The 21,901-nt window shown below is 51.5% G+C and carries 19 protein-coding genes; 17 read left to right on the top strand and 2 right to left on the bottom strand.

Going from position 1 to position 21,901, the window contains the following annotated elements; translation table 11 throughout:
• Positions 1–379 precede the first annotated feature (379 nt).
• From CWE07_RS10135 to CWE07_RS10105, 7 genes are all read left to right on the top strand, one after another.
• On the top strand, positions 380–1,228 hold the full coding sequence (locus CWE07_RS10135) for a hypothetical protein (protein ID WP_126819000.1): 849 nt from the start codon (positions 380–382) through the stop codon (positions 1,226–1,228).
• The gene (locus tag CWE07_RS10130) at positions 1,225–1,962 is read left to right on the top strand and encodes a hypothetical protein (RefSeq protein ID WP_111569788.1); all 738 of its coding nucleotides are present in this window, start codon (positions 1,225–1,227) and stop codon (positions 1,960–1,962) included. The genes CWE07_RS10135 and CWE07_RS10130 overlap by 4 nt, the downstream gene beginning before the upstream one ends.
• A 112-nt stretch (positions 1,963–2,074) precedes the next feature.
• On the top strand, positions 2,075–2,593 hold the full coding sequence (gene aroK, locus CWE07_RS10125) for a shikimate kinase AroK (protein WP_111569789.1): 519 nt from the start codon (positions 2,075–2,077) through the stop codon (positions 2,591–2,593).
• A 25-nt stretch (positions 2,594–2,618) separates the two neighbouring features.
• Positions 2,619–3,698, top strand: a complete 1,080-nt coding sequence (gene aroB / locus CWE07_RS10120; RefSeq protein WP_111569790.1) for a 3-dehydroquinate synthase — start codon at positions 2,619–2,621, stop codon at positions 3,696–3,698.
• Between the two features lie 3 nt (positions 3,699–3,701).
• The gene (locus CWE07_RS10115; protein WP_111569791.1) at positions 3,702–5,330 is read left to right on the top strand and encodes an AAA family ATPase; all 1,629 of its coding nucleotides are present in this window, start codon (positions 3,702–3,704) and stop codon (positions 5,328–5,330) included.
• Positions 5,331–6,155 carry a Dam family site-specific DNA-(adenine-N6)-methyltransferase gene (locus CWE07_RS10110; RefSeq protein WP_111569792.1) on the top strand — a complete coding sequence of 275 codons (825 nt, stop codon included), beginning with the start codon at positions 5,331–5,333 and terminating at the stop codon, positions 6,153–6,155.
• 35 nt (positions 6,156–6,190) lie between these two features.
• The gene (locus tag CWE07_RS10105; protein WP_111569793.1) at positions 6,191–7,489 is read left to right on the top strand and encodes a class I SAM-dependent methyltransferase; all 1,299 of its coding nucleotides are present in this window, start codon (positions 6,191–6,193) and stop codon (positions 7,487–7,489) included.
• Positions 7,490–7,615: 126 nt separating this feature from the next.
• Here the strand turns inward: CWE07_RS10105 and CWE07_RS10100 are convergent, their stop codons facing one another.
• Positions 7,616–8,989, bottom strand: coding sequence for a YfcC family protein (locus CWE07_RS10100; protein ID WP_111569833.1), 1,374 nt, complete (start codon positions 8,987–8,989; stop codon positions 7,616–7,618).
• Positions 8,990–9,136: 147 nt separating this feature from the next.
• Here CWE07_RS10100 and CWE07_RS10095 point away from each other — a divergent pair, with 147 nt between their 5' ends.
• From CWE07_RS10095 to CWE07_RS10060, 8 genes are all read left to right on the top strand, one after another.
• A complete protein-coding gene (locus CWE07_RS10095; protein ID WP_111569794.1) occupies positions 9,137–10,327 on the top strand; it encodes a BaiN/RdsA family NAD(P)/FAD-dependent oxidoreductase in 1,191 nt (396 codons plus the stop codon).
• Positions 10,328–10,404: 77 nt separating this feature from the next.
• Positions 10,405–11,163, top strand: a complete 759-nt coding sequence (locus tag CWE07_RS10090) for a metalloregulator ArsR/SmtB family transcription factor (protein WP_111569795.1) — start codon at positions 10,405–10,407, stop codon at positions 11,161–11,163.
• Between the two features lie 17 nt (positions 11,164–11,180).
• Entirely contained in the window at positions 11,181–12,182 is a 1,002-nt protein-coding gene (locus CWE07_RS10085) for an ArsJ-associated glyceraldehyde-3-phosphate dehydrogenase (protein WP_111569796.1), read from the top strand.
• Complete coding sequence (gene arsJ, locus CWE07_RS10080; protein ID WP_111569797.1) at positions 12,176–13,411, top strand: organoarsenical effux MFS transporter ArsJ; 1,236 nt, start codon at positions 12,176–12,178, stop codon at positions 13,409–13,411. The genes CWE07_RS10085 and arsJ overlap by 7 nt, the downstream gene beginning before the upstream one ends.
• A 63-nt stretch (positions 13,412–13,474) precedes the next feature.
• The gene (locus tag CWE07_RS10075; protein ID WP_111569798.1) at positions 13,475–13,855 is read left to right on the top strand and encodes a hypothetical protein; all 381 of its coding nucleotides are present in this window, start codon (positions 13,475–13,477) and stop codon (positions 13,853–13,855) included.
• Between the two features lie 85 nt (positions 13,856–13,940).
• On the top strand, positions 13,941–14,315 hold the full coding sequence (locus CWE07_RS10070) for a hypothetical protein (RefSeq protein ID WP_111569799.1): 375 nt from the start codon (positions 13,941–13,943) through the stop codon (positions 14,313–14,315).
• Positions 14,316–14,431: 116 nt separating this feature from the next.
• The gene (locus tag CWE07_RS10065) at positions 14,432–14,614 is read left to right on the top strand and encodes a diguanylate cyclase domain-containing protein (RefSeq protein ID WP_111569800.1); all 183 of its coding nucleotides are present in this window, start codon (positions 14,432–14,434) and stop codon (positions 14,612–14,614) included.
• 71 nt (positions 14,615–14,685) lie between these two features.
• The gene (locus CWE07_RS10060) at positions 14,686–15,966 is read left to right on the top strand and encodes an APC family permease (RefSeq protein WP_111569801.1); all 1,281 of its coding nucleotides are present in this window, start codon (positions 14,686–14,688) and stop codon (positions 15,964–15,966) included.
• Positions 15,967–15,975: 9 nt separating this feature from the next.
• On the opposite strand, the gene CWE07_RS10055 is transcribed toward CWE07_RS10060, so the two are convergent.
• Positions 15,976–17,019, bottom strand: coding sequence for an alkene reductase (locus CWE07_RS10055; protein WP_111569802.1), 1,044 nt, complete (start codon positions 17,017–17,019; stop codon positions 15,976–15,978).
• Positions 17,020–17,200: 181 nt separating this feature from the next.
• On the opposite strand from CWE07_RS10055, the gene CWE07_RS10050 reads away from it, so the two are divergent.
• Positions 17,201–19,033 (top strand): ABC transporter ATP-binding protein, encoded by a 1,833-nt coding sequence (locus tag CWE07_RS10050; RefSeq protein WP_111569803.1) that lies wholly within the window; start codon positions 17,201–17,203, stop codon positions 19,031–19,033.
• Positions 19,034–19,199: 166 nt separating this feature from the next.
• Positions 19,200–21,896, top strand: a complete 2,697-nt coding sequence (locus CWE07_RS10045; RefSeq protein WP_111569804.1) for a hypothetical protein — start codon at positions 19,200–19,202, stop codon at positions 21,894–21,896.
• Positions 21,897–21,901: the final 5 nt, after the last annotated feature.

Here is a 21,901-nt window from a genome sequence, read left to right as displayed (position 1 = left end):
ATGGCTTACACAGAATTTGCATGCCCTTGTATGACATGCGTCTAAGCTAAGGGTTCAGGCAGCTTACATGTGTATACAGCAAGGATAGCTAAGCATGGCAATAGGGAAAGAATTTTGGTCGCAAATAACGGTAAATTCACAGCGCGCTAAGTCTCGGCAGTTGATTGCGCTATATATTGACCATCAAGTCGTCAGCATGGCTAGCCACGCACACTTATCACGTCCACAGATTAGGCTGCGCCCACGGCAGGCAAAAAAAAGACTGGGATTAATTGGGACTGCTCGCCTTCAATCAGCTTACAAGCCCGCAACTATTACCCAGTCATTGTCTCTCTCTCACATTGCTAAGAAGCTACGTGGGCTGAAAAGTTCCACTCGGGTGGTAATAGTTTTTCCTCATCACTTTTTCACCCCACTTGATATCACCCTACCCAGCGCTCTCAACCCTAGCGAACTAAGCACCACCATTGACTGGGCGATTGAGCAACAAGGCTTTGCCCCGGCCCAAGATTGGGCTTGGGACTTGGTTGACACGCCGGTTGCAAGCACCACACAGGCATTGTTACTCATTACCCAAGCGCAAATTGATTTATATTGCGAACGCTTAGGGCTGAACCGAAGCAAAATCGCCGCAGTCGTTCCAGACACCGGCTTGTGTAAACTGACGTCTACCGAGTCGCCTGATTTCGAAACGCATGGTCCATGGCTTGCCTCGACGCACTTACCAGCGCTTCATAGTGCACTGGAGACGTTGCCGAAATTGATCAAACCTAATCTGGCATACAACACTGCCAAGCGGTTAAGTCAGCACTACCGTCATGGCGCGTTTCAAGTCGGTAGCTTGTTACTCTGTATTTTAGCCTGTATCTATTTTTTGTGGCCCCAACAACCCAGCCCCATCACAGTGCCGCAGGTCATTTCACTGCCTAATTTGGCAGTCAGCCACCCAATCGCACAGCACTTGCAACTCTGGCAGCAAATACTGCTACAAGCCAACCCAGCCTTGCAGCTACAAAGCTTGGAATTTCGTCGCGGCCGCTGGTACCTCAGCGCATCTGTCAGCACCCAAAGTCATGCGCAAGGAGACGTTACAGCGAGCGCTCCCGCAATGGGACAACAATGGATCGCGCAATTACAAGATAGTTTACCGGCACCGTGGACCGTACGCTTGGTCTCGTCACACAGTGAGGCTGCGCAAACCAAACTCGAACTGGAAATTAGCCAATGACAGACCAACTCGGGCACGCCCAAGGTTTACTGCGCACCGTAGATTACTGGTTCAAACTACCCGCAATCGCACGCGGCAGCCTATGTTTAGTAAGTTGCCTGGCGCTGATTCTACTCGCCCTACAGCAGCAACAAACCCAATCGCAAGCACCAGTGACAAAGCGCATTGCGCCCATTGATGACACCAGCCCTCGCCAGCTTCTCAGTGAAGTCAGTTTGGCGCAGTTACATACTTTAAATGACACTTGGGCGCATTTAATGATTAGCCAACAGCAGCAACGATTTAATCTCAATGCCCGTGGGGACTGGCAGGCACTTGGGCAACTTGCTCTGCTCTTGGGTCAGTCTGCGCACATGCCAGATAGCTACAAACTACAATGGCCACAAGGTGCCACTGCAAACACACCATTTCAATTGCAGATGCAGCTACAACCAGGGCGCTACCGCAGCGCCAACGATTTACCGACGCTGCATGTGCCTTCCGTAACAGATAAAAAACCGCATGCGGAACCCGTATGCGTCGCATCACCGCCCCCAGCGGTTACCTTGATAGCGACTTGGCCTGCCCATGGGTACGTCGACCTTGATAACCGCGGGGAAAAGCGGCGTGTTTGGCTTGGCCAAGATATTGAAACTACATGGCAATTGCACCAAATACGCACGAATTCGGTAACATTTAAAGGGAAAAGCTTAAGTCTCGAATGCCCAGATACCGTTATCGCGGTTGCCATTTAGACAGTAGCTTGCGATAATCCCCTGTCATTTTTTCGCAAGTTCAGGGGTGCTAGTTCATACACACTCGTTTCTTTTGGTGAATCACAGCTATTAAAGTGAAGTAAACAAAGATATGGCTGAAAAACGTAATATATTCCTAGTTGGCCCAATGGGTGCTGGTAAAAGCACAATTGGACGCCAGATCGCACGATCGCTTCATCTCGAATTTTTTGACTCAGACGCTGAAATTGAAAAGCGCACCGGCGCCGATATTAGCTGGGTCTTTGAGCTTGAAGGTGAAGAAGGTTTTCGTGCCCGTGAAGAGAAAGTTATTGAAGAGCTCACTGAGCACATGGGAATTGTGCTGGCCACCGGTGGTGGTTCCATTCTGAGCAAGGAAAATCGTAACCGTCTTTCGGCGCGTGGTATCGTGGTGTACCTAAAAACCACGATCGACAAGCAAGTTGCGCGTACTGAGCGTGATAAGCGCCGCCCTCTCATTGCTAACGCAGACAACCCACGTGAAGTGTTAGAAAATCTAGCCGAGTCACGTGATCCACTTTACGAAGAAATTGCCGACGTAGTAGTGGAAACTGACGATCAAAGTGCTAAAGTCGTAGCCACTCAAATTATTGAGAAACTTGGTTTTTAATCGACTATCAGCATAGGGTATTGGAATGCAACAGCTTATTGTTGAACTTGGCTCGCGCAGTTACCCGATATTTGTCGGCAGCGACCTGCTGCCGACCTTAGCCAACACGCTTCAGTCCAGCTTAAATCAGCAGATCTTCATTATTACCAATGAAGTCGTCGCACCGCTGTATCTTGAGGCTGTGAAAGCGCAATTGGGCGCGCGCGACATCGCCACCTTTGTGATGCCCGACGGCGAAGCAGCCAAAACCTTAACGACTTGGAGCGAGGCCCTCGACGCATTACTTGCCACCGGGTTTGCACGCGATTGTACCGTGCTCGCATTAGGCGGCGGTGTGGTCGGCGATTTAGCCGGATTTGTAGCGGCTAGCTTTCATCGTGGTGTGGATTTCGTGCAAATGCCCACTACTTTGCTGTCACAAGTAGATTCTTCTGTCGGCGGCAAAACCGCGGTCAACCACCCGCGTGGCAAGAATTTAATTGGTGCCTTTCATCAGCCTAAAGCCGTACTCATCGACACGCACTTTTTGACCAGTTTGCCCAGCCGCGAACTCAGTGCTGGCTTAGCCGAAGTGATCAAGTACGGCATCATGGCCGACGCTGAGTTTTTTGCTTGGCTTGAGCAATATATGCCTGCCCTAATGGCACTTGATCAGCGTGCGTTAACCCAAGCCATTATGCGCAGTTGCCGTTGCAAAGCCGAAGTCGTGAGTGACGACGAGCGTGAGCATGGTCGTCGTGCACTACTGAATTTAGGCCATACCTTTGGCCATGCCATTGAGAAAGCACAAGGCTATGGCGAATGGCTGCACGGCGAAGCTGTCGCTGCAGGCATGGCCATCGCTTGTGATATCAGCGTTGAGCAAGGCCATATGTTAGCTGCGGACTACGAGCGTGTGTTAACGCTTCTGCGCGCCGCGAACTTACCCACCAGCGCGCCCGCCAGCATGGACTGGGACGAGTGGCAGCAATTGATGTTACGTGATAAAAAGGTACAAGGCGGCAAAGTCCGCTTTATTTTACCACGTGGCTTAGGGGACGCTGTGATAACCGATAAAGTTGCTGAATCACTCATCGTTAAGGCGGTCAGCCGCCAGCGGGGCTAACCAATGGCGTACCATCCGAAGCAGATGCAAAACGCAGCGGGCAAAGCCGATGATGATCGCGACCCCGGCTTAGCCATTCCCACCAAGATTACTGCCAGCCAGCAAAGTGTGCTGGATCAGCTACACAACCATGTGGCCTTTAGTGAATCATTGATATTCCTAAGTGGCCCCCAAGGAGCTGGCAAGACCACACTGCTTGAAGTATTTCTTGAGCAGGCTTCAGATTACGCCAATTTAGCCTATCAACCCGATGGCAGCACCGCCAAGGCCAGTGCCTTGCGCAGCAAACTACTGCGCCAACTAGTCAGCCTGGACGCCTATTCTACCGACGATAGTTTACTTGAAGCGCTGCAGCGTAATATCAAGAAAGGGCGTCAGCATTTAGTGGTTTGCATTGACGATGGCGCCAATGTACCAAGTCAAATTTTACAAGAATTACAAGAGCTTGTTAGCAGCCGCCACCTGTTTGACCCTGAGCAGCGCATTAGCGTGATTATTAGCGGTGAAAGCCAGTGGGTGAAGCGCGCCAGTAAAGGGCTTGCACTGGGTGCCAGTGAATCGCCGGTGGTAATCGACATTCCAGCTTTTTTCAAACGTGAGCAACAATGGTTTGCGCGCAAGTTGGCCGCTACCCAAGCCGACCATAGCGACTCGCCGCAGCGTAGCGAACAACAAGTCAGTGACTGGCTGGCCCAAACCCAAGGGTATCCTGGCCAAATTCAGGCAGTTTTGGAGCAAGAATTGCTCCAACGACCGCATACTGAGCAAGCGATTCAAGCCCGCCGCGCACGTTTACAGCAAAAGCCTAGCCCCAGCGACGAGCCTTCTGCAGCTAAACTCAAGGGTAATCAGTTGCTGATTATCTTAGTGGTTGTTGCTGCACTCATCGCGGTGGCAGTGGCTTGGTGGTTGCAGCAGCAAAAGACACCTGCCACCAACGACGCTAGCGCACCCCTTACGCAAGTGTCAGAAACGCCCGTTGAGCCAGAGCCAGAAGCGGATGGCACACAACAAAGTTCGCAGGCAGATGACTCTGAGTTGGATGAAGATGCTGCAAACGCCAATACAGTGATGCCCTTTGACCAAGCGATGGCACGTTTGCGTGAGCGCGCAGACGACCGCCCAGCTGCACGTGACATCCAATTCCAGCTGGTACAGCCGCTGAATCACCTGCGCGAAGATACACAAGCGAATGCAGAAAATAGTATCGAGGACGCAGACCCGAGCACCAATGCAGCGCTGACTGATGTTGACGATACGAGCATTGCCACAGAAACCGAGGCTGTAGCAGATGCTCATCCGTATGCCTCAGAGTATGACAACCAAGCACTGTGGCAGCGTGACCCAAATCGTTATGTGTTTCAGCTAGCCGCATTTAATGACCGCGCGCGCTTATTGCAATTCTTAGCTGGGTTCAACCACCCCGATATGGCAATTTACCAAACCCTACGTAATGACCAAACTTGGTTTATGGTGGTCTTGGGTGACTACCCGGACGCCGACAGTGCGCGCGACTACTTGGCCACAAACTCAGACCTACAAAGCATGCAGCCGTGGCTTAAAGCGGTGCGTTTGGTGCAAGAGGACCTTGCCCCAGTCATGCAATCCAGCGCTCAGGACTCAACAAACTAAATGAAAAAACAGCGCGCCTTTTTGAAGTGGGCGGGAGGCAAATATTCTCTCGTTGAAGCGATTAACCGAGTATTACCACCAGCAGACAAGCTGATAGAGCCCTTTGTGGGTGCTGGTTCGGTGTTTCTCAACACCGACTACGACGATTACCTGCTCAATGACATCAACGCCGATTTAATTAACCTATACCAAATCGTTAAGCGGCGGCCAAAAACCTTTATTCAGGACGCCCGTGAGTATTTCACCCCGCGGCACAATAACGCCGATGCGTTCTATGCGCTGCGTCGCGAATTTAACGCCACCGACGATATTTACGAGCGCTCGCTGTTATTTTTGTATCTCAACCGTCACGGATACAACGGCTTGTGCCGTTACAACAGCAGCGGCAAGTTCAATGTGCCGTTTGGCAAGTATAAAAAACCCTACTACCCGGAAGCTGAGCTTGAGTTTTTTGCCGAGAAAGCCAAGCGTGCGACTTTTACCTGTCAGCCATTTCAAAATAGCTTTCGGCGTGCACGCAAAGGCCAAGTCATCTATTGTGACCCGCCTTACTTGCCACTGAGCCCAACGGCAAGCTTCACCAGCTATGCCAGTGGCGGCTTTAGCTTGGACGAGCAGGCAATTCTTGCCAAGAAAGCGCAACATGCGGCTTTTAAGCGCGGTATTTCGGTGTTAATTAGCAATCACGACACAGGGTTAAGCCGACTATACTATCAGCAAGCGGAATTGACCCCACTGCAGGTCAGCCGCTACATTTCACAAAAGGGTGACAGTCGTAATAAAGTTGCCGAATTGCTCGCCTATTATCCGGCGCGTGTGCTGTAACGACCTCACGTTGCCAACTAAGCTAAGGCCAAGGAATGAATACAATAACCTGGTGCACCAAGCCCTACGCAGAACTCAGTCGTGATGAGTTGTACGCAATACTCGCCTTACGCCAGCAAGTCTTCGTCGTAGAGCAAGCCTGTGCGTATCTGGACGCCGATGGCGAAGATCATAAAGCACTACACATCATGGCATGGCAACAACAGCAATTGGTGGGCTATGCGCGGGTATTTCATGCCTCGGGTACAATTGCCGCGCCAAAGCAGCATCACCACGGTGCAGACCCCGATGTGCATCGCATTGGCCGCGTCATTATTGCCCCGCAGGCGCGCGGACAACAGCTCGGCCGCACCCTGATGCAACGCGCAATGCAACTGGCACTCAGCCACAGCGGGAGCAGCGAAATAGTCATTGGCGCGCAAACCTACTTATTAAGTTTCTACCAAGATTTAGGCTTTATCAGCGAAGGCGACGTGTATTTAGAAGATGGCATTGAGCATCAGGATATGCGCTACAGTGGGCCGATGCCTAACGTCGCCGCTGCCGATCTCTGCCACCCTGAACAAGCACTGACCGCGTTAGTGGCGGCGGACCCAGAACTGTCGCCAACGGCTGCTGCGCTCGCCAATGAACTGCAATTACCCAATGAAGACAGCGCCCATCCGTTTGTGCTCGAACTCACCCAGTTAGGTTTGCAATTGCGCTGGAAGCCACACCCTAAAGTTACCCCGTTACAAATCGACTTTGTCGGTGGTACCCAAGGTTGGCGGCGTCAGGCAGGGGGCATGCGCGATGAGGCCATCGCACGCGCTTTCGGCCTGCAAAAAGGCCATCGCCCCGATATTTTGGACGCCACGGCAGGGCTTGGCCGCGATGGCATGATCCTCGCCCATGCTGGCTGCCACGTGCGCTTTTTAGAGCGTAACCGCACCATTCATGCATTGCTAAGTGATGCCATTTATCGCGCCAGCCATAGTGATAGCATTGGCGATTGGGTCAGTGAGCGTGTACGTGTGCTTGGCCCCGGTAGCTTATTGCAGGACGAATATACGGCTCAGTTAGCCAGTAAGCCGCCCATGGCGATATACCTGGATCCGATGTTTCCCCATCGCGACAAAAGCGCGGCAGTGAAAAAAGACATGCAAATGTTACAAGCGCTGGTGGGGAGCGATGATGACAGCGACGGTCTACTCGCCCCCGCATTGGCCCTTGCGACCCACCGCGTGGTGGTCAAACGACCGGCCAAGGCCCCGTTTCTCGCAGGCCAAGCGCCGCACGCACAAGTGAGTAGCAAAAAGCACCGCTTCGATATTTATATTAAGCAGGCGTATTAAAACGACTTATAAAATGCTTCTGTTGTAATAAAAAAACCGCAGGCTGACCTGCGGTTTTTTATTTGCTTCAAGGTATGTGCTTCAAGGTACGTACTTCAAGGTATGTGCTGCAGCTGCAGCAAGGTGTTAGTAGCCTACAAACACCGCAAACATCAGTGCCAGCGCGCACACGACGAGTAGCTTCAACATCAATGGCGCCATAAAGCGGAACCAGCGGTCATATGGAATACCCGCAAGGCCCAGAATACCCATCAGTACAGGGTTAGTTGGCACTATCATATTCATAAAGCCGTCACCCATTTGGAATGCTAACACCGCGACCTGACGCCCAATACCGGCGGTGTCCGCAATCGGCACCATGATCGGCATGGTGACAAAAGCCTGACCCGAACCCGATGGAATAAACAGGTTAAGGAAGGATTGGATCAGCAACATGCCCACCGCACCAAAGTAGGCGCCCATGGCCTCCACTGGCATCGACAGATAATAAATTACCGTATCCAGCACTTGGCCGTCTTCCATAATGAGTGCAATACTGCGCGCAAAGCCAACCAGCAAGGCAGTCGCTGTCAACTGCGCCGCACCATCAATAAACTTCTGCGCCGCTTCATCAAAACTGATACGGCCAATAAACACGGTGGCAATACCTAAACCAATGAATAACGCACTTAATTCAGTTAAGTACCAACCATAGGCGCGAATACCAAACACCAGCGTCGCCAATGCAACAACAAAGGCGCTAATCACCGCGATATGGGTGCGGGTCATCTTCGGGTACGCGTCCGGGTCTTGTTGCACATCACCAGTGGGCAAGTCAGCCAACAAAGAATTATTCGGGTCGGCTTTTACTTTGCGGGCATAGCTATACACGTGGTGAAAGCCCACCGCGAAAATTGGCACCAACAGCACCAAACGCAACCAGTTGCCGCTACCAGGTTGGACTTCAGCAATAGCTTGGGCAATGATGACGGTAAATGGGTTGGTCAACGACAAACCATAACCGACCCCGTAGCCGACCACCAGGATGCCCATCGCGACCATGGCATCGAGTTTAATTGCGCGACACAGCCCAACCAGTAGCGCGACGAATACCACGTATTCAGCGGCCATCCCTATCACGGAAGAAAACACACCGAAGATAAACATCCCGCCGAAAATCAGAAGCCCCATGCGGCTACCAAATTTCTCCAGCAATTTACCAATCACTGCATCCAGGGCACCGGTATGGCGAATAATGCCGAGCACGCCACCAATTAAAAACACGAAGAAAATTACGTCCTGGGCTTGCGCCAATGCTTCAGGTATCGCAGTCAAAAGACGCAGTGGGCTCAACGTCGGCGCTTCAGGTTGTAGCTCGAAACTGCCTGGCACCACGACCGTGCGGCCCTCTTCGGCAACCCGCTCAAACGAGCCAGTGGGTAGAACCCAAGTCAGCACCAATGCCACCATCATCATGATAAACATCAGCACCAATGTATGTGGAATTTTTATTTTTGACATAACAAGGTGTGTTCCCCAAATTAAAACGCGCTCTAGACTATGCAAAAGCAGGCCTTGGCGCAAATCTGATTTGCCCATTTAGTGTGTTAAAATGCGCCTATTCTTGGCCTAGTGCCAATCGTTTTCTTTCACCTTGGCGCTAAGTTCATGGATTCTAAGCAGTTTGATGTCATTGTTTTGGGAGCGGGTGCCGCAGGCTTACACTGTGCAGCCACCGCAGCTCGACGCGGAAAACGCGTGTTAGTGCTTGACCACGCGAAGCAGGCAGGGAAAAAAATCCTTATTTCCGGCGGTGGGCGCTGTAACTTCACCAATATGTTTACCAGCCCTGAGAATTTTATCAGCGCCAACCCGCATTTCTGTAAATCCGCATTAAGTCGCTACACCCAATGGGACTTTATCGCCCAAGTTGAGCGCCACGGCATTGCGTATCATGAAAAAACATTAGGTCAGTTATTTTGTGACGACTCCGCGAAAGACATCGTGCGTATGTTGCTCCAGGAATGCAGCGACGCAGGCGCACGAGTGCAGCTTCGCACTGAGATAGCCAGCGTGACTGTTAATGACGCCAAGCAATATAGAGTCGCCACCAACCAAGGCGATTATCTGGCCGATGCGCTGGTGGTGGCCACCGGCGGCTTGTCGATGCCGAAATTAGGTGCCACGCCGTTTGGCTTTAAATTAGCCGAACAATTTGGCCATCGGGTGCTTCCTGTGCGCGCAGGCTTAGTGCCATTTACCTTGCATGACGCTGATAAAGCTCAATTTGAGCCTTTAGCTGGCACCGCGTGTGATGTGGTCGCAGGTAATCACCTGACCAGCTTTAAAGAAGCCATGTTATTTACTCACCGTGGATTAAGCGGCCCAAGCATTTTACAAATTTCGTCCTACTGGCAGCCTGGTGAGCCAGTTTGGCTTAACTTGTTGCCTGAGATTGACGCCCTCGAAGCATTGAAGCAAGTGAAACAGCAGCAACCCAAGTCAGGGCTCAAAGCTTGGCTAAGTAGCCAGCTACCCAAGCGTTTAGTCAGTATGCTTTTGCAGCGCGAGCAATGGCCGCTTAAAAATATGGCAGATTATAGCCACCAAGAACTCAGTGATATCGCCGAGCGCCTGCATGCCTGGCCAGTAAAACCCAACGGCACCGAAGGTTATCGCACCGCAGAAGTCACCTTAGGCGGCGTCGATACCAACCAGGTCAGCTCAAAAACCATGCAAAGCAATATTCAGCCGGGACTCTATTTTATCGGCGAAGTGTTGGATGTTACCGGCTGGCTGGGTGGCTACAATTTCCAGTGGGCTTGGTCGAGCGCGCATGTGTGCGGCGAGTCAGTGTAAACAGCTCAACAAATACTTGCCAAAAAAACACATACGCAATACCATATATATGAATTCCCATATGTATGGTGTTACGTATGTCAATTGAGCATGTTCGTCCGCGTATTTTGTTTCTGTGCACCGCCAATTCGGCGCGCTCTATTATGGCTGAGGCGATATGCCGTCAGTTTGCAGGTTCTGACTTTGAGGTGGTGAGTGCGGGTACTTTGCCTACACGACCGGAGCCGCAAGCGCTCAAAGCGCTATCTGATGCTGGCATTAGCACAGACGGTCTGCATTCTAAGTCCATTGATCAACTTGATATAGCCACGTTCGATTATGTGATTAGCTTGTGCGACCGCGCGCGCACTGAATGCCAGAGCTTATGCACAGATAACACCTTTATTGCTTGGGACTTCCCGGACCCAGTGGCAAGTCAGCGCAGCGACGCCTTTCGGGTGACCGCCCATGAACTGACAGAACGTATTCGTATGTTCTTGCTGATTGCACGCAAGCAAAGCCAACGCGCCACCTTATTTGATGCCCCCCATGAGTTTTTCAAGATCCTGAGTGACCCGTTGCGGCTGCAGATGATCTTAACCTTACATCGCCATGGCGAGGTGTGTGTGTGTCAGTTCGTCGACAGCACCCAGATGTCGCAGCCCAAAGTTTCACGCCACCTCGCGCAGTTGCGTGAATACGGCTTATTGACTGACCGCAGAGACAAGCGTTGGGTGTATTACCGTATCAATCCTGCGCTGGCTGATTGGATGGCAAGCGTTATTCGCGATAGTGCCGCCCATCACCCGCACCTGATTCCTGATGCCCTGAGCCCAGTTGATGGCAGTTGCGGCTAAATTTTTAGAGGTAAAGTATGACAGTAAAAGTTGGTATCAATGGTTTAGGCCGCATTGGTCGCCTAGCCTTTCGAATTGTAAGTGAGCACCCTGGACTTGAGCTAGTGCAAGTCAATGACCCTGCCGCAGACGCAGCGACCTTTGCACACCTGCTCAATTTCGATTCTGTGCATGGGCGTTGGCAACACCAGGTCGAGGCAGACAATGGTAGCTTAGTGCTTAACGGCCAAGGGATTACGCTGACCAATAATACAGCGATTGCCGATACTGATTGGAGTCAATGCGACGTGGTGCTTGAAGCGTCAGGTAAGATGAAAACCGTGGCATTGCTGAACGCATATTTGGACCAAGGCGTTGAACGTGTCGTGGTTTCGGCCCCAGTAAAAGAGCCTGGTGCGCTCAATATCGTGATGGGCGTCAACGATCATCTATACGACCCTGCAAAGCACCGTATTGTGACTGCAGCCTCGTGTACCACGAACTGCTTGGCGCCTGTGGTTAAAGTATTGCAGGACAATATCGGTATTCGCCACGGGTCAATCACCACCATTCATGACCTTACCAATACCCAAAGTATTTTAGACACCCCGCACAAAGATTTACGTCGGGCACGCGCCTGTGGCATGAGTCTGATTCCAACATCGACGGGCTCGGCCACTGCCATTGTGGAAATTTTTCCTGAGCTTAAAGGCAAGATTGACGGCCATGCGGTACGCGTGCCTCTTGCTAATGCATCGTTGACCGACTGTGTGTTTGAAGTCGAACGCGCGACCAGTGCTGAGGAGATTAATCGCTGGATGCAACAAGCGGCCGAGTCATCATTGCAAGGTATTTTGGGTTATGAAGAGCGCCCGTTAGTGTCTATCGATTATAAGACAGACCCACGCTCGAGCATTATCGATGCACTCTCCACCAAAGTCATCAATGGCACCCACGTCAAACTCTATGCTTGGTATGACAACGAATGGGGCTATGCGAACCGCGCCGTTGAACTGGTTGCCAAGGTCGCTGCATGCTAGCAACCTTGTCACCTGCGGTGCGCCAATATTTGATTGTAACCGGCAATTATTGGGCGTTTACGTTAACTGACGGCGCACTGCGTATGCTGGTGGTACTGTATTTCCACCAGCTTGGGTACAGTGCGCTGGAAGTTGCGATGCTATTTTTGTTCTACGAGCTATTTGGCGTGGTGACCAACTTATTTGGTGGCTGGCTAGGCGCTCGCTTTGGCTTAAACCGCACGATGAATATCGGTTTAGGTTTACAAATTGCTGCGTTATCTATGTTGTTGGTACCGCCGCATTGGCTAAGCCTGGTCTGGGTGATGGTCGCTCAAGCATTGTCTGGTATCGCTAAAGACCTAAATAAAATGAGTGCCAAAAGCACCATTAAATTGTTGGTGCCTGATAATCAGCAAGGGCAGTTGTATCGCTGGGTCGCCATTCTGACGGGTTCGAAAAACACACTGAAAGGTGTGGGTTTCTTTTTAGGCGGGTTACTACTTACCTTGCTTGGCTTCCAGGGTGCCATTCTAGCGATGGCCATTGGGCTTGGCTTGGTGTGGTTAGCCAGTTTAATCAGCCTCAAGCGGGACGTTGGCAAAGCCAAGTTTAAGCCCAAATTCAAAGATATGTGGTCAAAGAGTCGCCCAATTAATATCTTGGCGGCGGCTCGATTACTGCTATTTGGTGCGCGCGATGTCTGGTTTGTCGTCGCCTTGCCGGTTTTCCTGGCCAGCCAACTCGGCTGGAGCAACTGGCTAGTGGGAAGCTTTTTAGCCGCTTGGGTGATAGGGTATGGCGTGGTTCAAGGGCTCGCGCCCAAGTTAACCCAGCGTAGCCAAATACCCGAACACCGCCAAGCCCGCATCTGGGCAATGGCATTGACCCTAAGCCCACTCGCCATCGCCGCTGCGCTTTGGCTGGGCATAGCGCCAGCACCGAGTTTGGTGATTGGGCTGATGATCTTCGGTGTGCTGTTTGCGATTAATTCGTCACTGCATAGCTATTTAATTGTGGCTTATGCACGCGCTGACGGGGTGTCGATGGATGTTGGCTTTTATTATATGGCCAACGCTGCCGGCCGCTTACTTGGCACTGTGTTATCCGGCTGGGTGTATCAACAACATGGTTTGGTGGCCTGCTTAATCATCTCTGCGGCCTTGTTACTACTATCGGGCATTACAGTGGCTCGCTTACCAGAACGTGCGGACAACTCGACGTTCAAGGTTAAAACGGAGAAAAAATAATCCACACATATTGATAACGATTCTCAATTGCACTAAGTTAGATGAAACTTTGGAGGATCGTGTATGTTTGAACAGGCAAAGCAGGACTCTCAGTTTCACCAGCTGATGCGTAAAAGTACCACCGCACTTCAAGCCCGCGACTACGAGGCGGCGTACATCTGCTTGCAAGCTTGCGTGTGTATTAGTGAGGTCGATTTACGCGCTAAGCTGTGCGCTGAACGTGCCGAAGATTACTGCACCGCAGTCATTCTGCTAGCAGCCACTGAGCTCAAACTTGCCCATGACGATCAAGCATGTGGCCACTTTGCCGATGCCTTGCACTTGCTGCATACACTCTATCAACTGCAGCATACGGAGGCGGATAAAGCGTTAATACGCCGTTTCGAGACCATTTTAATTCGTGCACAGCAGACCGCTTGCACGCTATCACGACTGACTCGCTAAATTTTTACGAACGCATACAAACCTAGCTTGCCTGGGAATTAACTCCTGGGTAAGCTGGGCGAAGTTGATTGTTCGTTAAATTAGAATGAAAATAATTAGACGCCGCTATCGCCGCCTCACGACCCATCTACTAGTGATGATCTCGCTATCGTCCATACTTGCTGTGGCGTTGATCGGTGGGCTGTATTTTAATTACACCTATCAGCACGAGATGCAACAAACCGTGCAGCAATTGAAAGTCCAGAGCCTAAGTCGAATTGAGCGCGAGCGCTGGCCATTTATTCAGGCCGAGCAAAACACCCAACTGCTGGCTGAGGCTTTTACCGATATCTACCAGCGTTCTCATTTTGCTGACCTACTGCCTTACTATGGAGCAGTGGGTAGAAGCCACGGACGGCATCCACCGCTTGCGCCCCGCCTTGGCCCATGGGCTGACGGATGGGCCGCTCACCATTCGTGATGTCAGCGGCTTCATTGGTCGCTACGAAGCACCCCATGACGACGAATTCAAAGCCCGGGTGGTGATAGCCACACGCTTACTCGCACAATACGGTCCCGCTTGGACAGGCTTGTATTATGACCAATCGGCAGATTATTGGGCAATTACCTATCAGCGCCCAGTGGATATTGATGGCTATCACCGCAGGCGTCGCGCTATACCAAGATGGCAACGCGGAGCAACTGATTAGTGCCGCGGACAAAGCTTTGTATGTAGCGAAGCAGCGTGGCCGTAATCAAGTGGCATTGGCGTCCGCCTAAGCTGAGTTGTCACCTAATTGTCATAAAATTGCCATATAATAAAACAATACGCATGCAATTCAGGGGCTCTCATGTCATCACCTAAACTTGTCCGCCATACATCCTTACCAGGCGCTGTGCTTCTAGGGCTTGGCGCGATTGTTGGCACCGGCGCCTACGTATCGATTGCTCTTGCCACCGAAATGGCGGGTTCGTGGGTGCTATTCGCTATCCTAATCGCGGCTTTAGTCGCCGCCTGTAATGGTTTATCCAGCGCCCAGCTTGCCGCGGTTCACCCCGTGAGCGGCGGAACCTACGAATACGGCTACCAGTTTTTAACCCCATGGGCTGGGTTTATCGCAGGCTGGTTATTTGTGGCAGCAAAGAGCGCGTCGGCTGCGACCGCGGCTCTCGCATTTGGTCTTTACGTGTTGCCCGCGCTTGGTTTACCACTGGGCCTGCAAATCCCCCTTGCCCTGTTGGTGCTATTGGCTTTAATGATATTGGTGAATGGGGGCATGCGACGCTCAAATACTGCCAACTTAGTGATTGTATGTAGCAGCATCGGTGCGCTGCTGATCTTCTCGCTATACGCGGTGCTAACGGCCGACGAAACCCAGCAAGCTAACGTGCTGAATTATCAGGTGTCTATTGCTGACAGTATTGGTTGGCGTGAATTTTTGGGGTCTGCGGCGCTCTTATTCGTCGCTTACACAGGCTATGGGCGCATCGCGACCATGGGCGAAGAGGTGGCAAACCCTAGACGCACCATTCCAATTGCAATTGCAGTGACCGTGGTAGTCACCACCTTGTTGTATGTGCTTATCGGCTACGCATTGCTGCACACCAGTTTATATAGTGCGCCGCAAGCCGTTGATGATACACAATTGGCATTGGTCGCTCTGGCGGATGCGAATTGGCTGCGCGTTGTCGTATTAGTAGGTGCTGCCATCGCCTTGCTGGGCGTCATATTGAACTTAATTTTAGGCGTGTCTCGCGTCATATTAGCCATGGGCCGACGTAATGACTTACCCGCGCACCTTGCGCATTTGAATGCCGCACGTACCTCTGCACCGAATTCAGTGTACGCAGCCACAGGTGTGATGGCAGTACTTGCGCTATTGGGCGATGTGCAATTGGCTTGGTCGTTCAGCGCTTTTACGGTGTTGGCCTATTACAGTATTACCAATTTAGCCGCGCTGAAGGTAGCGCCAGCCCAGCGATTTGTACCCAAATGGGTGTCTTGGCTAGGGTTAGCCAGTTGCGTGGGACTAACTTTCTTCATTGATGGTGCCGTATTTGCGGCTGGCTGTGCGTTTATTGCCGTAGGCTTGGCTTGGCATCAGTTGCGTAGCAAAAGACACCAAGCCTAACGCAACGCTTTACACTAGGGTATTGAGCATATCGGCGTCGTAGTCGACCAGCGCTTCGCCCTGTTGTACACGGCTTACGTAGTCTGGGTTCGCAATCAGCGGGCGCCCAATGGCGACCATGTCATGGGCACCGCTGGCAATACTTGCGTCCGCTTGGGCTGCGGTATAACTGCCACATCCAATAAAGTTGCCCTTGTAGTTTTGACGTAAGAACACACTGGATTGCAGTCCGTCTAAACTTTCAAACGTCATGCTGTCGTCAAAAATACCCACATGCAAATAGGCTAAATTACGTTTCTCGAGCTCACTCAGCAGCAGCTCAAAAACGGCCTTGTCACGCTTGTCTTCGCTCATGTGCGCATACGCGCCTGGCGACAAACGCAGACCCACACGATCAGCGCCGACGGCATCGATCACCGCATCAATCACTGCCAGCGGGAAACGCACCATATTCTCAGGTGTGCCACCAAATTCATCGTCACGATGATTGCTCGCATAATGTAAGAACTGATCGAGCAAGTAGCCATTCGCGCCATGTATTTCAACGCCATCAAAGCCAGCTGCGCGCGCATTAGCGGCGGCTGTTGCGTAATCTTCAATTAATTGCTCAATTTCGCCGGCCGACAATGCCCGCGGCACTGGGTACGTTAGTCCCGGCATGCGCGGAATGCGCTCATTTAAGCCGATGGCCGACGCTGATACTGGTCGCGTGCCGTGGAATATTTGATGGGATACCCGACCGACATGCCACAACTGACAAAACATAACACCGTCATTCGCATGCACCGCGTCAGTGACACGCTGCCAACCTTCAATCTGTGCCGTGCTCCAAATGCCAGGCACATTCGGGTAACCTTGGGCGTCGGCGCGAATAATCGTCGCTTCAGAGATAATCAAGCCAACATCGGCACGGCGTGCGTAATAATCAGCCATGGTTTGAGTTGGCACCAAGCCTGGGCCCGCCATACAACGAGTTAACGGCGCCATGGCAATGCGGTTCTTCAAACTCAGCGTTTTACTTAGGGTAATCGGTTGAAACAGGTGTTGATGCATAGAAACTCCAATGCAAGCTAAGTGAGCAATAGCTAATACATCGGTGCGGATGAGTGAATTATCAAGCGTGTACTGAACGATTTTTTACCCATGTTTTAGTCACAGCAGCGACTTAAATTTGTGGCATACTAGTGCCCTGTTCAAGTGTCTGGGTTTATCCCATAGCCGTAAAGGATGCTGCATGTTTCGCTGGTTTGAAAAACGTCTCGACCCCTTCCCTAATATGGAGCCTTCGCAACCCCCGAAAGGCTTTTTTGCGTTTTGCTACCACTTTACCAAAGGGTCTGAAAAGTACTTAGTTGCAGTCGCTATTTTAATGGCGCTGATTGCGATTACTGAAGTATGGCTGTTTGGATTTCTTGGCAGCATCGTTGACTGGTTAGCCGAGCAAGAGCGTGAAAGTTTCTTAGCCAATGAGTGGATGCAGCTTGCAGCGATGTCGGCGGTGGTATTGATTGGCTTACCCTTGATGGTCTGGTTCCAGTCGCTGTTTTTACACCAAACAATTTTGGGTAATTACCCAATGCGGATCCGCTGGCTGGTGCACCGTTTTTTGCTCAAGCAGTCGATGAGTTATTACCAAGACGAGTTCCCTGGCCGAGTTGCGACCAAATTAATGCAAACTGCCCTGTCAGTGCGACAGGTAGTGGTGAGTTTAATTGAAGTCGTCAACTACATCGGTGTGTATTTCTTAGCGATGTTCGTGATTATCGGCAGTGCTGACTTGCGCTTGGTGTTGCCCCTGGCCGCTTGGGTCGTGCTTTATGGCCTGCTGCTGTATTACTTTGTGCCGCGCCTCGGCAAGATTTCCCAAGAGCAAGCCGATGCGCGCTCGATCATGACCGGACGTATTGTCGATAGCTACACCAACATTCAAACCGTGAAGCTATTTTCTCACGGCGAGCGCGAGACTAAATTTGCGCGCGAGGGGATGGACGAGTTTCTGGTCACCGTGCACAAACAAATGCGCTTAGTCACCCAGTTATACGGCATGTTGTACATCATTAACTGCCTATTACTATTTAGCTCCGCTGCACTAGCCATTGGTTTGTGGCTCAACGAAGCAGTGTCGTTGGGCGCCGTTGCCGTGGTGATTGGTTTGGTGCTGCGCTTATTTGGCATGTCACAAATGGTGATGTGGCAGTTAACCCAGCTATTTGAAGCCATAGGTACGGTGCAAGATGGTATTGGATCGATTGCGGTGTCGCGCACAGTAGAAGACGTACCCGCAGCACCTGCCCTTGAAGTACAACACGGTGCGATTACCTTTGACCAAGTAGGTTTTCATTATGGCAAAGCGAGCGGCGTGATGGAACGGCTCAACTTGCGTATTAACGCAGGTGAAAAAGTCGGTATTGTGGGTCGTTCAGGCGCGGGTAAGTCTACGCTGGTCAACCTACTGCTGCGCTTCTACGACGTCCAAAGCGGTCGCATTCTGATCGACGGTCAAGACATTGCTCAGGTGCAGCAAGACACCTTACGCGCACACATTGGCATGGTCACTCAAGACACCTCGTTACTGCACCGCTCAGTGCGCGATAATATTATGTATGGCCGCCCCGATGCTGACGAAGATGCATTAATCCATGCTGCTAAACGAGCCCACGCTGACGAGTTTATCGCTGGCCTGAGTGACCACCAAGGACGCACTGGCTATGACGCGCATGTCGGCGAGCGCGGGGTGAAATTGTCGGGCGGTCAGCGTCAGCGTATTGCAATTGCCCGCGTAATGCTAAAAGATGCACCGATTCTTATTTTGGATGAAGCGACATCGGCTCTTGATAGCGAAGTGGAAACCGCCATTCAAGAAAACCTCTATAACCTGATGGAAGGCAAAACCGTGATCGCGATTGCCCACCGCTTGTCCACCATCGCCGCCATGGATCGGCTGATAGTCATGGACAAAGGTGAGGTGATTGAAGAGGGTACGCATGAACAACTAATTGCCCAAGATGGTTTATATGCCAAGCTATGGCGCCGACAATCTGGTGGCTTTTTAGCTGACGATGTGTAAATTTTTAAGCCCCTGACCACAGGGGCTTTTTTTAACCCGCAGTGTTCAAAGTGTTCATAAATACGTCACATAAATCCAGCCATTTCGTCACATTTTCATCACTGAGCTGTCATATTAAAACTTCATACTCACCGCGTTTTCTCACAACTTCCACGCGGAGACCTCCATGTTCGTGCAAAACTTTTTTCGCCTTAGCCTGATTGCAGGTGCCCTGACCCTGGCCGCTTGCGGCGGTGATATTAATATTAACACTGGCAATACGGGCGGCGGCAATACGCCTCCTCCAACTGGCGGTGGCGGTGGTGGCACACCCCCACCTGCAAATGGCGCATCATGCCCAAGCTGGGCAACTGCAGGAGCTGCGGTTGAAGGGTATAACTTACCAGTGTGTGAAATCAGCGGCACCTTTACCGAAAATAGAACCTTAACCAACGACATTCTATGGGCACTGGATGGCCGTGTGGCGGTAGGTAACGACAAAGCCGACAATACCGTGCTGACTATTGAGCGCGGCACCACGTTGTTTGGCAAAAGTGGCGCCGACTTTTTAGTCGTGCGTCGTGGTTCGCAACTAGAGGCGAACGGTACGCGCACCCAACCTATCGTGATGACATCGTTACAGAACTTGCTGGGCCTTACCGACGCTAACTCAGTTGGCCAATGGGGTGGCTTAGTGCTGCTTGGTCAAGCGCCGGTAAATGGATGTGACCAAAGCAACTTAGATGCTTGTGCAATTGAATCAGAAGGTGACGCTGGCCCTTACGGCGGTGGCGACGTCAATGATAACAGCGGTACCTTACGTTACTTGCAAGTACGCTACGCAGGCTTCGAAGTACTGCCTGACAATGAGCTTAACGGTATCACGTTTGGTGGCGTAGGTGCTGGTACAACCGTCGAGTATATTCAAGTGCACAACAACCTGGACGACGGCATTGAATTCTTTGGCGGTACTGTCGATGCAAAATATGTCGTATTAACCGGCAATGGTGATGATTCACTGGACTGGGACGCTGGCTGGAATGGCCGTATGCAGCACGTGCTGATTCAGCACAACCCGGTAAATGGTAAAGCGAACCGTGGCATTGAAGCCGACAACAGTTCAACCAACTTCAGTGCGACGCCGCGCAGTCGCCCAATTATCTCGAATGTGACCATTATCGGTAATGAATGGGAAGGGGACGATGACGCGGAAGGTATCCTGTTGCGTCGTGGTACCAGCGCCGAACTTTATAATGTCATTGTTACTGGTGAACCAGGCATGGGCGAATGTTTTGAGCTCAACGACCAAGCCACAGTCGACCAAGCGGACAGTGGCGACTTGCGCTTCGAGCACTCAATTATTTCATGCAGCGAGCCGTTCAGAAATACGGTCGATGCCAATGGCAACACCACTTTTGACGCCGAGGCTTGGTTCTTAGCGCAACCTGGCAACTCAACCCAAGACCCACTGCTCGGCGGCTACTTCCCGTCTGCGGTGTCACCTGCACTGGGTGCGGGCTTAAACGTAGCCAACGAAGTCGACAGCTGGTTCGACGCAGTGGATTACATCGGTGCGTTTGATGGTGAGAACGACTGGACCTTAGATTGGACCTACGCCCTTCATAACGATTTCTCGGCAATCAGCTGCCCAGCTGGTACCACCCAGATCACGTCTGTGACCGACAAGCTGAACTGTGAACTAAGCGGCACTTACACAGAAGATTTACATTTACCTGTTGGCGCTGACTATGTGTTAGATGGTTTGGTGCGCATTGGTAATGACAATGCCGATTCAGCCACGCTATTTATTGACCCAGGTGTACGCCTGTTCGGCGAAAATGGCGCGGATTTCCTGACTATTTCACGTGGTTCTCGGATTATCGCCGAAGGTCGCCCGAATGCACCTATCGTGATGACGTCATTACAGGATGTAGTTGGCGCAGGCACTGAGAAAGGCCAATGGGGTGGTTTGGTGTTGCTCGGTAATGCACCAAGCAACAAATGTGATCAAGCCAATCCATCAAGCTGTGCAATTGAATCTGAAGGCGATGCAGGCCCTTATGGTGGCGGTGATGCAGATGACGATTCTGGTAAGTTGAAGTTTTTACGTGTGCAGTACGCAGGCTTTGAAGTATTGCCAGACAACGAGTTGAATGGGATTACCTTTGGTAGCGTCGGTAATCGCACCCGTGTTGCCTTTATTCAAGTGCATGAAAACCTGGACGACGGTATTGAGTTCTTTGGTGGTACCGTAGACGCGCGTTATGTCGTGACCACGGGTGCCGGTGATGACTCGCTTGACTGGGCAGATGGCTGGACTGGACGCATTCAGTTTATGCTTGCGATACATAATGGTGAAGCCAACCGCGGTATCGAAGCGGACAACCAATCAGGTAATTTCACTGCGCTGCCACTGTCCAATCCAACTATTGCTAACATGACCATTATCGGTAATGACTATACCTCTGCGGATAAAGACTCAGAAGGCATCCTGCTGCGCGCAGGTACCACTGGAAAATTATTCAATATGCTAGTCACAGGCCCGGAAGGCATGGGCGAATGTCTGGAGTTCAATTCGGCTGAATCGATGGCACTTGCCGCTGATTTCACGACTGAAATGACCCATTCCGTGATTGCTTGTTCTGAACCATTCCTTGGCGACGTGAGCGCAACGCAAACGACTGAGCAGTGGTTCCTAGCGCAGGAAGGCAATGCAGTTGCAGACAGCATGGCAGACGTGGTTGATGGTTACCTGACCATCATTGAAAACCCGACGCGTGACTTCGACAGCGACGACTTTTTCATCACGGTGCCATTCGTAGGGGCAGCAGCTGCTGACTATGACTGGACTCGCGGGTGGACCATTGGCTTGCAAGCTAACTAATAGGC

Source organism: Aliidiomarina maris, from assembly GCF_003987335.1.
Lineage (GTDB): Bacteria > Pseudomonadota > Gammaproteobacteria > Enterobacterales > Alteromonadaceae > Aliidiomarina > Aliidiomarina maris.
Note: the sequence above shows the minus strand (reverse complement) of the source record. Positions and strands in the feature narration are given on the sequence as shown.